The 11,334-nt window shown below is 67.9% G+C and carries 11 protein-coding genes; 5 read left to right on the top strand and 6 right to left on the bottom strand.

The window, feature by feature from the left end; genetic code table 11:
* Window positions 1-362: LysR substrate-binding domain-containing protein (locus N7333_RS13140; RefSeq protein WP_279858975.1), on the top strand; the 362-nt coding region annotated here is incomplete at its 5' end.
* Window positions 363-604: 242 nt separating this feature from the next.
* Window positions 605-1,603 carry an NAD-dependent epimerase/dehydratase family protein gene (locus tag N7333_RS13135; RefSeq protein WP_129481761.1) on the top strand — a complete coding sequence of 333 codons (999 nt, stop codon included), beginning with the start codon at window positions 605-607 and terminating at the stop codon, window positions 1,601-1,603.
* Here the strand turns inward: N7333_RS13135 and N7333_RS13130 are convergent.
* Window positions 1,594-1,881, bottom strand: a complete 288-nt coding sequence (locus N7333_RS13130; protein ID WP_129481760.1) for a hypothetical protein — start codon at window positions 1,879-1,881, stop codon at window positions 1,594-1,596. The genes N7333_RS13135 and N7333_RS13130 overlap by 10 nt on opposite strands.
* 348 nt (window positions 1,882-2,229) lie before the next feature.
* Between N7333_RS13130 and N7333_RS13125 the strand changes: the two genes are divergently transcribed.
* On the top strand, window positions 2,230-3,078 hold the full coding sequence (locus N7333_RS13125) for an ATPase (protein WP_129481759.1): 849 nt from the start codon (window positions 2,230-2,232) through the stop codon (window positions 3,076-3,078).
* Window positions 3,079-3,268: 190 nt separating this feature from the next.
* Here the strand turns inward: N7333_RS13125 and N7333_RS13120 are convergent, their stop codons facing one another.
* On the bottom strand, window positions 3,269-4,318 hold the full coding sequence (locus tag N7333_RS13120; RefSeq protein WP_012017797.1) for an alkene reductase: 1,050 nt from the start codon (window positions 4,316-4,318) through the stop codon (window positions 3,269-3,271).
* A 28-nt stretch (window positions 4,319-4,346) separates the two neighbouring features.
* On the bottom strand, window positions 4,347-4,643 hold the full coding sequence (locus N7333_RS13115) for a helix-turn-helix transcriptional regulator (RefSeq protein WP_177491034.1): 297 nt from the start codon (window positions 4,641-4,643) through the stop codon (window positions 4,347-4,349).
* Between the two features lie 126 nt (window positions 4,644-4,769).
* Here N7333_RS13115 and N7333_RS13110 point away from each other — a divergent pair, with 126 nt between their 5' ends.
* Window positions 4,770-5,345: an ACP phosphodiesterase gene (locus tag N7333_RS13110; protein ID WP_003246279.1), complete on the top strand. Its 576-nt coding sequence runs from the start codon at window positions 4,770-4,772 to the stop codon at window positions 5,343-5,345.
* 73 nt (window positions 5,346-5,418) lie between these two features.
* Here the strand turns inward: N7333_RS13110 and N7333_RS13105 are convergent, their stop codons facing one another.
* Window positions 5,419-8,133 carry a cation-transporting P-type ATPase gene (locus tag N7333_RS13105; protein ID WP_129481758.1) on the bottom strand — a complete coding sequence of 905 codons (2,715 nt, stop codon included), beginning with the start codon at window positions 8,131-8,133 and terminating at the stop codon, window positions 5,419-5,421.
* Between the two features lie 131 nt (window positions 8,134-8,264).
* On the opposite strand from N7333_RS13105, the gene N7333_RS13100 reads away from it, so the two are divergent.
* Entirely contained in the window at window positions 8,265-9,113 is an 849-nt protein-coding gene (locus N7333_RS13100; protein ID WP_003246275.1) for a universal stress protein, read from the top strand.
* A 29-nt stretch (window positions 9,114-9,142) separates the two neighbouring features.
* On the opposite strand, the gene N7333_RS13095 is transcribed toward N7333_RS13100, so the two are convergent.
* On the bottom strand, window positions 9,143-10,972 hold the full coding sequence (locus N7333_RS13095; protein ID WP_129481757.1) for an SLC13 family permease: 1,830 nt from the start codon (window positions 10,970-10,972) through the stop codon (window positions 9,143-9,145).
* Window positions 10,973-11,004: 32 nt separating this feature from the next.
* Window positions 11,005-11,301, bottom strand: a complete 297-nt coding sequence (locus N7333_RS13090; protein ID WP_096825725.1) for a winged helix-turn-helix domain-containing protein — start codon at window positions 11,299-11,301, stop codon at window positions 11,005-11,007.
* Between the last annotated feature and the right edge of the window lie 33 nt (window positions 11,302-11,334).

Genomic DNA, 11,334 nt, shown 5'->3' with positions numbered 1-11,334 from the left:
TTGCTGCCGGGGTCACGGCCGAGGCGCTGGCGCGGGCGCCGGCCATCGTCTTCGGCCCGGACGATCAGTTGCAGCATCGCTACCTGGCCGGCCTGGGGGTGACCGGTGGCTTCGCCTATCACCTGTGTCCTTCCTCCGAAGGCTTCGTGCGCCTGACCGAAGGCGGCCTGGGCTGGGGCCTGGTGCCGGAACTGCAGGTGCGTGACGCACTGGCCAGCGGCAGGTTGGTGGAGCTGGTGCCCGAGCGCTTTATCGACGTGCCTTTGTACTGGCATCACTGGCGCAATGGCGGTGAACTGCTGGCCGGGCTTACCGAGCACCTGCGCCGCGCAGCCGGCGGCGCGCTGGTGCAGGCGCCGTAGGGTGCGCCGTGCGCACCAACTGCAGGGTGATGTGACGCAAGAAACTGGCTTGGATTGATTACAGGCGCTGGATGAAGAGGGGTGTCCCGCGATGGGCTGGTGCGCACGGCGCACCCTACGAGTTCATGCACCCGGGCGGCTGAGGCTTGCCGGGTCGTCGTTCTGGCCGCCGCCGACAGCGCGCAGCCGGGGTGGCGCTGCTAAAGTGCGGCAATTACAAGAATCCATGCAGGGGATGGCGGATGAAGATTCTGGTCACCGGCGCGAGCGGTTTCATCGGTGGGCGTTTCGCCCGTTTCGCCCTCGAGCAAGGCCTGGCGGTGCGGGTCAACGGGCGACGTGCCGAGGGTGTGCAGCACCTGATCAAACGCGGCGCCGAGTTCGTCCAGGGCGATCTGGCCGATCCCGAACTGGTCCAGGCCCTGTGCCAGGATGTCGAGATGGTGGTGCACTGCGCTGGCGCGGTGGGTGTCTGGGGCGACTACGCGCATTTCCATCAGGGCAACGTGACGGTGACCGAGAACGTCATCGACGCCTGTCTGAAGCAGAAGGTGCGGCGCCTGGTGCACCTGTCGTCACCGTCGATCTACTTCGACGGCCGTTCCCACGTCGATATCCGCGAAGGGCAGGTGCCCAAACGCTTCTCCAATCATTACGGCAAGACCAAGTACCTGGCCGAGCAGCAGGTGTTCGCCGCGCAGGAGTTCGGCCTGGAGGTCATCGCCCTGCGCCCGCGCTTCGTCACCGGCGCCGGCGATACCAGCATCTTCCCGCGGCTGATCGCCATGCAGCGCAAGGGGCGCCTGGCGATCATCGGCAACGGTCTGAACAAGGTCGACTTCACCAGCGTGCACAACCTCAACGATGCGCTGTTCAGCGCGTTGCTGGCCGCCGGCCCGGCGCTGGGGCAGGTGTACAACATCAGCAACGGCGCTCCGGTGCCGCTGTGGGATGTGGTCAACTACGTGCTGCGGCGGCTGCAGTTGCCGCCGGTGACTCGCCATGTGCCGTATCCGCTGGCCTACGCGGCGGCCTGTGTCAACGAAGGCGTATGCCGGCTGCTGCCCGGGCGCCCGGAACCGAGCCTGCTGCGCCTGAGCGTGGCGGTGATGGCCAAGGATTTCTCGCTGAACATCGACCGCGCCCGCGAATTTCTCGACTACGAGCCCAGGGCCAGCCTGTGGGACGCACTGGATGAGTTCTGCACCTGGTGGCAGGCGCAGATGGGGGCTCAGGCGTAGATGCGCTGACCGCGATAGATGCGCACCGAGCCGGTCTGCGGGGCTACCGGCAGTTCCACCGCGGCCAGCGGGGTGGCGGTCAGGCGTTGTGGCTGGTCGGACAGTTCCGCCAGGCGCCGGCCGACGCGGCGGGTTTCCTCGTCATTGGACTTGAGGCTGCCATCGAGCATGGCGCTGACGGCGTCGGGCTGGCTCAGGCGGATATCCACCGCCAGTTCCTCGCGCAGGCGACGGCGCAGCGTTTTCATGCAATCCAGGACTTCTTTGTTCAGTTCCATTGCCACTTCCCCCCTGTTGGTTGAAGAGTCACGGGTTCGGGCGTCCTCGCCCTCCGTAACCGAGCCAGCCTGTTCCCGGGCTGGTACACCTGTCGGTGCGATGCAGAACTTTCAGGCCGCCTGCTGGCTTGTGGGCGACGCGCGATGAGCTGTCCACGACAGGGTAAAAAGCAAAGTGCGTACCAGTTCAAATTTCGCGGAACTGGCGGGCTGCAGGCGGGTCGATGGCCCTGTCGCGCCCTTCGTCGGTGCGCGGCGCACCTGCTTGGCGCGGCGCTGATCGGCTGATGGCGAATCGGTATACTGCGCGGCACCTTCGCTTATTCCGTTTCAACCATAGGTTCAACCATGCGCAATGATGCCAACGACGAGCTCGACAACCTGCCCAGCCTGACCCCCGAGCGCCGCGAGGATTTCGCCGAGCCGCGTGACGAGCCGGCGCCGCGCAGCTCCAGAGCCGCCAGTGGCAAGGCACCGGCCGCCCGAGCGCCGAGCACCGGGCCGCTGTGGGCGCTGGTGGGTGCGCTTGCCATCGCGCTGGGCGGCCTGGGTTGGTGGAGCCTGCAGCAGATCGGCCTGATGGAGCAGCGCCTGGTGGCAACCCAGGAAAGCTTCGCGCGCATCAGCGAAGAGGCGGCCGGACGTATTCAGGATATTTCCGGCAAGGTGGTGGCCACCGAGTCCAGCGTCACCAGCGGCAGCGAGGCGCTCAAGCTGCAGGTCAAGCAACTGGAGACGCGCCTGGCCGAGCTGGGCAAGCAGCTGCAGCAGAGCAGCACGGCGCAGGCCGCGCTGGACAAGCGTGTCGAGCAGCTGGGCACCGAACTCAAGAACGGTCTGGGCGCCAGCGCCGACTTCGACAAGCGTCTGCAGGCGCTGGCCAGCGAGCAGGCCGCACTGAAATCCGCGCAGGCGGATGCCAAGGCGACCCAGGCCGAGCTGGGCAAGCTCGATGGGCGGATCAAGACCCTCAGCGGCGATATCGAAACGTTGAAGAAGCAGGGCAACCCGAGCCAGGCCATCCGCAATCTGGAGCAGGATCTGCTGGTGCTGCGCAGCGAGCTGGACAACCGCCCGGCGGCCAGCGCCGGCCCCAACACCGCCGAGTTCGATGCCTTCCGCGCGCAGATGACGCGCAACATCAACACCCTGCAGAGCCAGGTGGTGAATCTGCAGCAGCAGATCAACCAGCGCTGAGGCACCGCGTTAAATGCACAAGACCCGCAATGCGGGTCTTGTGCGTTCTGGCCTGGGCGTAGGGGCGCTGTGCGCACCAGCTGTCGCAACGAGCAACTTGTGCGTTCAGGCCTGGGTGTAGGGTGCGCCGTGCGCACCAACCTCGCGACGAGCAGTCTCGGTGCGCGCAGCGCACCCTACGTAAGGCGCGTTACAGGCGCGGATAGTCGATGTAGCCGACCGGGCCCGAGCCGTAGAAGGTTTCCGGGTGCGGCTCGTTCAGCGGCGCGTCCTGCTGCAGGCGCTCCGGCAGGTCCGGGTTGGCGATGAAGGGGATGCCGAAGGCCACGGCATCGGCATTGCCTTGCGCCAGCCAGGCGTTGGCCTGCTCCTTGGTGAAGCGCTCGTTGGCGATGAACACGCCGCCGAATTCCTTCTTCAGTTGCGGCGTCAGGCTGTCGTCGTCTTCCTTCTCGCGGGCGCAGATGAAGGCGATGCCGCGCTTGCCCAGCTCGCGAGCGACATAGGCGAAGGTTTCGGCGCGGTTGGCGTCGCCCATGTCATGGGCATCGGCACGTGGCGCCAGGTGCACGCCGACGCGACCGGCGCCCCAGACGTCGATGGCGGCATCGGTGACTTCCAGCAGCAGGCGCGCACGGTTCTCCAGGCTGCCGCCATAGCGGTCGGTGCGCTGGTTGGTGCTGCTCTGCAGGAATTGGTCGAGCAGGTAGCCGTTGGCGCCGTGGATTTCCACGCCGTCGAAACCGGCGGCCTTGGCGTTTTCCGCACCCTGGCGGTAGGCCTCGACGATGTCGGCGATTTCCTCGGTTTCCAGCGCGCGCGGGGTGACGAATTCCTTGATCGGACGCACCAGGCTGACGTGGCCGGCCGGCTTGATCGCGCTCGGTGCCACCGGCAGCTCGCCGTTCAGGTAGATGGGGTCGGAGATGCGCCCGACGTGCCACAGTTGCAGGACGATCTTGCCGCCGTTGGCGTGTACCGCCTGGGTGATGTTGCTCCAGCCGCGGATCTGCGCATCCGACCAGATGCCGGGGGTGTTCGGATAGCCCACGCCCATCGGCGTGACGGCGGTGGCCTCGCTGATGATCAGGCCGGCCGAGGCGCGCTGCACGTAGTACTCGGCCATCAGGGCGTTGGGCACGCGGCCTTCGTCGGCGCGGCAGCGGGTCAGTGGCGCCATGATGATGCGGTTGTTCAGGTGCAGATCGCCGATCTGAATGGGGTCGAACAGGTTGGGCATGGTGAAACCTCCGGTTGGAGCTGCGGGTTCAGAGTTGCTGGCCGAGATGCGCGACGAAGGCCTGGATCAGCTCCTCGTTGCGCTTGAAGAAGTGCCACTGGCCGACCTTGCGGCTGGTCACCAGACCGGCGCGCTGCAGGGTGGTCAGATGGGCGGAAACGGTGGATTGCGACAGCCCGGTGCGCAGGAAGATCTTGCCGGCACACACGCCGATCTCCAGCGGATGATCCTGTTCGGCGAAGTGGCGCTCGGGCTCCTTGAGCCAGTCGAGGATGTCGCGGCGCACTGGGTGGGCGAGGGCCTTGATGATGGCGTCGATGTCCATGGCGGTGTCGGTGTGTATCGTCATGGGGCGAACCTTATATCGGCTGCAGACGATATACAGATCGATTGCCGCGATAGTCCTTATCACTGGCTTCGATTGTGCGGGCCGTGGCGGTAAGCTCGGGGCATGAACTACCTCGCTCACCTGCACCTGGGCGGCGACGCCCCGCCGCAGCTGCTCGGCAGCCTCTATGGCGATTTCGTCAAGGGGCCTTTGGCCGGGCGCTGGCCGGCGGAGATCGAAGCGGCCATCCGCCTGCACCGGCGCATCGATGCCTTTACCGACAGCCACCCGCTGCAGGCGCGCGCCCGTGCCCGCTTTCCCGCCGCGCGGCGGCGCATGGCCGGCATGCTGCTGGATCTGTTCTTCGACCATTGCCTGGCGCGCGATTGGGCCGAGTACGCCGCGCAGCCGCTGGATCACTTCACCCGCGAGGTGTACCGGGTGCTGGCCGCCGAGGCCGAGCTGCCGGGACGCCTGGCGCTGATGGCGCCGCGCATGGCCGCGCAGGACTGGCTGGGCAGCTATCGCGAGTTCGCGGTACTGGAGCAGGTGATCGCCGGCATGCAGCGACGGCTGTCGCGGCCGCAGTTGCTCGACGGCAGCCTGGCCGAACTCGAGCGTCTATACGAGCCGCTGAGCGAGGATTTTCGCGCCTTCTACCCCGAACTGATGGCCTTCGCCCGCGGCGAGCGGGCGTAGAACGGTTGGTGCGCACGGCCTGGGCGGCCCCGCGACACCCTGCGCTCCGTAGGGTGCGCCGTGCGCACCGCGGTCACCCGCTCGGCTGCAGGCGCAAACGACGAATCACCCACTTCTCCAGCTCGGCGATGCAGAACACCGCCAGCCCGGCCAGCACCACGCGCGCCCACTGCGCCGCATCCAGCGCGGTGGAATTGAACAGCCGCTGCATCGGCGGCGCGTAGGTGTACAGCGCCTGCAGCAGCAGGCAGGCGGCGATCGCCAGCAGCACCGCGCGGCTGCCCAGCAGGCCGTCGAGGCTGAGCACCGAGGCGAAGATGCGTCGGCTGTTGATCAGGTAGAACACCTCGCACATCACCACCGCGTTCAGCGCCATGGTCCTTGCGCTGTCCAGCCCGGTGCCCTGCTGCAGTTCCCAGAGGAACAGGCCGATGCCGGCACCGGCCATCAGCAGCGACACCAGCAGCACGCGCCAGACGAACAAGCCCGACAGCAAGGGCTCGTCCGGCGCTCGCGGCGGACGGTCCATCAGCCCGGCCTCGGCCGGTTCGAAGGCCAGCGCCAGGCCCAGGGTCACCGAGGTGACCATGTTGATCCACAGCACCTGCGCCGGGGTCAGCGGCAGGGTCAGCTGGAACAGGATGGCGGCGATCACGATCAGCGCCTGGCCGCCGTTGGTGGGCAGGGCGAAGAGGATGAACTTCTTCAGGTTGTCGTAGATCGCCCGGCCCTCGCGCACGGCGCCGGCGATGGTGGCGAAGTTGTCGTCGGTCAGCACCACTTCGGCTGCCTCCTTGGCCGCTTCGGTGCCCTTGTCGCCCATGGCCACGCCAACGTCGGCGCGCTTGAGGGCCGGGGCGTCGTTGACGCCGTCGCCGGTCATCGCCACCACCTCGCCGCTGGCCTGCATGGCCTGCACCAGGCGCAGCTTGTGCTCGGGGCTGGCGCGGGCGAATACCTCGACGCCGGGCAGCACCTCGCGCAGACGGCGCTCGTCGAGCAGTTCCAGCTCCGCGCCGGTCAGCGCCGGCAGGCCGACACCGATACCCAGCTGGGCGCCGATGGCGCGCGCGGTTTCGGCGTGGTCGCCGGTGATCATCTTCACCCGGATGCCGGCGCGCTGGCATTCGGCGACGGCGGCGATGGCTTCCTCGCGCGGTGGGTCGATGATGCCGACCAGGGCCAGCAGGCACATGTCCTGTTCCACGTCGGCGAAGCTCAGGCTGCGCTGCTCGGCGCTTACCGTGCGGCTGGCGATGGCCAGCAGGCGCAGGCCGCGGGCCGCCAGATCGGTGGCCTGGCGCCGCCAGTAGTCGGCGTCCAGCGGTTGCACGCCACCGTCGGCATCGCGCTGGCCGCTGCACATCTCCAGCAGGCGCTCAGGCGCGCCCTTGAGGTAGATCACGCCATGGCCCTGGTGGTCATGGTGCAGGCTGGCCATGAAGCGGTGCTCGGACTCGAAGGGGATGGTGTCGCTACGCGGCAACTGCAGGTTCAGCGTCGGGGTGTCCAGCCCGGCCTTCAACGCCAGGGTGTGCAGGGCGCCCTCGGTGGGGTCGCCCTGCAGGCGCCAGGTTCCGGCGGCGTCCTGCTGCAGCTGGGCGTCGTTGCACAGGGTGGCGGCGCGGGCGATTTCCAGCAGCGCGGCATCCGGCTCGACCAGCGCGCCGTCGAGATGGAAGGCGCCCTCCGGGGCATAGCCGACGCCGCTGACGTCGAGCACCCGGCTAGCGCTGACCAGGCGCTGCACGGTCATTTCGTTGCGCGTCAGGGTGCCGGTCTTGTCCGAGCAGATCACCGTTACCGAGCCGAGGGTTTCCACCGCCGGCAGACGCCGCACGATGGCGTTGCGCCCGGCCATGCGCTGCACGCCGAGGGCGAGGATCACCGTCATCAGTGCCGGCAGGCCTTCGGGGATGGCGGCGGCGGTCAGCGCCACCACCATCATGAACATCTCGGCCGGGTCCTGGCCGTGCCAGAAGGTGCCGAGGGCGAAGGTGGCCATGGCGAAGATCAGGATGGCCAGCGCCAGCCAGCGGCTGAACTGCTCGATCTGCCGCAGCAGCGGCGTGGTCATTGCCTGCACCTGCTGCAGCATGGCGCCGATGCGGCCCAGCTCGGTATCCGCACCGGTGGCCACCACCACCCCGCTGGCCTGACCGCTGGCCACCAGGGTGCCGGAATAGGCCATGCAGCGCCGGTCGCCCAGCGCTGCGTCCGCCTGGCAATGGGCCAGGGACTTTTCCACCGGCAGCGATTCGCCGGTCAGCGCCGCTTCTTCCACCAGCAGGTTCTTCACGCTGATCAGGCGCAGGTCGGCCGGCACCTTGTCGCCGGAGGCGAGCAGGACGATGTCGCCGGGCACCAGCTGTTCGGCGTCGATCTCCCGGCGTTCGCCGCCGCGCAGCACCAGGGCGTGCGGCGACAGCAGGCTGCGGATGGCGTCGAGGGCATTCTCCGCCTTGCCTTCCTGGATGAAGCCGATCACCACGTTGATCAGCACCGCGGCGAGGATCACCCCGGTATCGACCCAGTGGCCGAGCAGGGCGGTGACCAGGGCGGCGGCCATCATCATGTACAGCAGCACGTTGTGGAACTGGTACAGCAAACGCAACAAAGGGCCGCGTCGCTTGGGCGGCGGCAGGCGATTGGGGCCATGGCGTTGCAGGCGCGCGCTGGCCTCTGCGTCGCTGAGACCGGTCTGGCTGCTCTGTTGGGCGTCCAACGCTTGTTGCGGAGTCAGTTGGTGCCAGGCGCTGTCAGAGTTTTCAGGGAGCCGAGTGTCCATTCGGGAGCCTCCATCGATGTTCCGCTAGGACCATAGACGGTTTCTTTACGCTCGGCCTGATCTGCATCAAGCACTGAGGGCTTTGCCAGGTGCTCAATGGAACGGGCCAAGAGCCTGTCGAGGAGAACGCAATGATCAAGATTCTGGTAGCCACCGATCTGTCCGAGCGCTCGGCTCACGCCGTGCAGCGTGCCGTGCAACTGATCCGCCGCCAGGGTGGCGGCGAGTGGTGTCTGCTGCACGTGATCGACGACGATGCGCCGGCCGAACACGTCGCCAGTCAGGTGCAGCAGGCCGAGACGCTGCTGCATGCGCAGGCCGAGCGCCTGGCCGAGCAGGCCGGCAGCCGTCCGCACGTGGTGGTGGGCAGTGGCGAGCCTGCGGCGATCATCGTCGAGAGCGCCCAGGGCATGGGCGCCGACCTGCTGGTGGTGGGCGCGCATCGCAAATCGGCGCTGCGCGACTTCTTCGTCGGCACCACCCTGGAGCGCGTGGTGCGCAGCAGCCATCTGCCGGTGCTGCGGGTCAACGGCCCGGTCACCCGCGAGTACCGTCATGCCCTGCTGGCGATGGATCTGTCGCGCACCTCGCAGCAGGCCTTGCGCCAGGCTCGCCAACTGGGTCTGCTGGCTGCCGATGACTTCCATGTGGTCGGTGCAGTGGAGCCGGTGGCGCCGGGCGCGATGATGGAAGCTGGACTGAGCGTCGAGGTGCTGCAGAATCAGCGCGAACTGCTGCGTCAGCAGCTGGTCGAGCGCCTGAGCGAGGACGGAGTGAGCCTGGCGAACGAGCGTCTGCAAGTGCATGTGGGCTCGCCCGAGGGAGTGATCGGCGAGGCGCTGCGCCAATCCGGTGCCGACCTGCTGGTGCTCGGCACCCATGCCCGCGAAGGGTTGTCGCGCTTCTTTCTGGGCAGCGTGGCCAGTCGTCTGCTGGCCACGGTCGACAGCGATGCGCTGGTAGTGCCGCCGGCCGCGTGATTCGCTGAGGGGCCGAGTGTTCGTCGACCTCAGAGCGGAAAGATCAGTGGCACCAGCAGCACGCTGACCAGCATCACCAGCAGGGTGAAGGGTACGCCGATGCGCACGAAGTCGCCGAAGCGGTATTGCCCGGGGCCGAGCACCAGGGTGTTCACCGGCGAGGAGATCGGCGTCATGAAGGCGGCCGACGCCGCCAGCGCCACGGTCATGGCGAAGGGCAGCGGCGAGGCGCCCAGCGCCTGCGCCGTGGCGATGGCCACCGGGGCCATCAGCACCGCGGTGGCAGTGTTGGAGATGAACAGGCCGATCACCGCGGTGAGGGCGAACAGGCTGGCGAGTATCAAGCGTGGCCCGGCATCGCCCAGGCCACTTACCAGCCCCTGCACGGCCAGCTCGACGCCGCCGGTTTGCTGCAGCGCCTGGGCGAAGGGCAGCATGCCGACGATGAGGATCAGCGTCGGCCAGTGGATGGCGCGGTAGGCACTGTCCAGGTCGATGCAGCGAAACGCGCCCAGCAGCAGGCAGGCGATCAGCGCGGCCTGCACGTTGGGCACCAGGCCGCTGACCATCAGCCCCACCATCACCGCCAGGCTGAGCAGCGCGTAGGGCGCCTTGCGCGCGGCTGGCGCCACCTCGGCCACCTCCGCCGGCAGGCTGAGCACCAGAAAATCGCGGCTCAGCCCCTGCAGGCGGTGGATGTCGCGCCAGGCACCGGCCACCAGCAGGGTGTCGGAGGCCTTGAGCTTTTCGTCCACCAGCACGCCTTCCAGCGCCTGGCCCTGGCGGCGCAGGCCGACCACGTTGAGCTTGTGCCGCGAGCGAATGCCCAGTTCCTGAATGGTCTTGCCGGGTAGTTGCGACTCCGGTGGCAGCGCCACCTCGGCCAGGCCCAGCTCATGGGTATGCAGGCTGAAGTACGAATGCGGCAGCGGCATGGGTTCCAGGCCCAGCGCCTGGTAGCTGCCGAGCAGGCCGATGGTGGGGCTGGCGATGTCCACCAGCAGCACGTCGCCCGGCTCCAGCAGGGTATTGCCGCTGGCCATCAGCAGCAGGGTACGCAGGCGCTGGCGGCGCTCGATGGCGATGACATTGATGCCGTGATCGCGACGCAGGGCCAGCTCGTTGAGCACCTGGTTGGCCAGGGGCGAGTCGGCACGCACCTGCAGGCGTCGCTCGCGTTCGCCCAGGCGGTAGCGCTCGGCCAGGTCGGCCAGGGTCAGGCGCGGTGGCTCGGCAGCGTCACCGGCGCCCTTGCGCACCAGCCAGCGCCGCGCCAGCAGCATGTAACCGATACCCAGCACCAGGATGGCCAGGCCGATGGGGGTGAAATCGAAAAAACCGAAGCCGTCCAGACCGGCGCGGCGCAGTTCGGCGTGCACCACCAGGTTCGGCGGGGTGGCCACCAGGGTGAGCATGCCGCTGATCAGCCCGGCAAAGGCCAGCGGCATCATCAGCCGCGCCGGGGCGATGCGCAGGCGCGCAGCCACGCCGAGCACCACGGGGATGAAAATCGCCACCACCCCGGTGGAGCTCATCACCGAACCCAGCCCGGCCACCGCCAGCATCAGCAGTATCAGCAGGCGCGTCTCGCTGCTGCCGGCCCTGGCCACCAGCCAGTCGCCCAGACGGTAGGCGATGCCGGTGCGCACCAGGCCGTCGCCGATGACGAACAGCGCGGCAATCAGGATGACGTTGGCGTCGCTGAAGCCGGCCAGGGTCTGTTGCAGGTCGAGCACACCGGTCAGCGGCAGGGCGACCAGCACCAGCAGAGCGACCACGTCCATGCGTGGCCTGCCGATGACGAAGAGGGTGACGGCGCCGGCCAGCAAGGCCAGCACCCAGAGCAGATCAGGATTCATCGCAATTCCCATGACATACGGGCGCGATTATTTCAGGGATAACCCAGCGTGGTCTTGATCTGCTGCAGGTGGGCGGCGATCCAGCGCTTGTCGATCGGCCCCCAGTCGTGGATCAGGTAGTGGCCGGCGTTGTTGCGCTCGCCCTCGCCCTGCTCGAACCGGCAGTCGATATCCAGTTCCTCCAGCGCGGCGAGGGTGTCCTGCGCGGTGCGTCGCGGCATGCCGGTGGCGGCCATCAACGCCGGGACGCTGGTGGCCTGGCCGCTGTCGATCAGCCAGGCCAGGTAGAGGCGGCGGTAGAAGCTGGTGCGGGTCTTGCTCGTGTGCATGGCGACTTCCTGTTCGGGGCCGAGCGCCGCACC

It is taken from the genome of Pseudomonas sp. GD04158 (assembly GCF_029834875.1).
Lineage (GTDB): Bacteria > Pseudomonadota > Gammaproteobacteria > Pseudomonadales > Pseudomonadaceae > Aquipseudomonas > Aquipseudomonas hydrolytica.
The sequence above is the reverse complement of the archived record's forward strand: the minus strand, read 5'-3'. Positions and strand labels throughout refer to the sequence as shown.

Coding starts and splice junctions, on each gene's coding strand:
- N7333_RS13135 (WP_129481761.1), top strand. CDS start 605: ATGAAGATTCTGGTCACCGGCGCGAGCGGTTTCATCGGTGGGCGTTTC.
- N7333_RS13125 (WP_129481759.1), top strand. CDS start 2,230: ATGCGCAATGATGCCAACGACGAGCTCGACAACCTGCCCAGCCTGACC.
- N7333_RS13095 (WP_129481757.1), bottom strand. CDS start 10,972: ATGAATCCTGATCTGCTCTGGGTGCTGGCCTTGCTGGCCGGCGCCGTC.
- N7333_RS13100 (WP_003246275.1), top strand. CDS start 8,265: ATGATCAAGATTCTGGTAGCCACCGATCTGTCCGAGCGCTCGGCTCAC.
- N7333_RS13090 (WP_096825725.1), bottom strand. CDS start 11,301: ATGCACACGAGCAAGACCCGCACCAGCTTCTACCGCCGCCTCTACCTG.
- N7333_RS13110 (WP_003246279.1), top strand. CDS start 4,770: ATGAACTACCTCGCTCACCTGCACCTGGGCGGCGACGCCCCGCCGCAG.
- N7333_RS13120 (WP_012017797.1), bottom strand. CDS start 4,318: ATGCCCAACCTGTTCGACCCCATTCAGATCGGCGATCTGCACCTGAAC.
- N7333_RS13115 (WP_177491034.1), bottom strand. CDS start 4,643: ATGGACATCGACGCCATCATCAAGGCCCTCGCCCACCCAGTGCGCCGC.
- N7333_RS13105 (WP_129481758.1), bottom strand. CDS start 8,133: ATGGACACTCGGCTCCCTGAAAACTCTGACAGCGCCTGGCACCAACTG.
- N7333_RS13130 (WP_129481760.1), bottom strand. CDS start 1,881: ATGGAACTGAACAAAGAAGTCCTGGATTGCATGAAAACGCTGCGCCGT.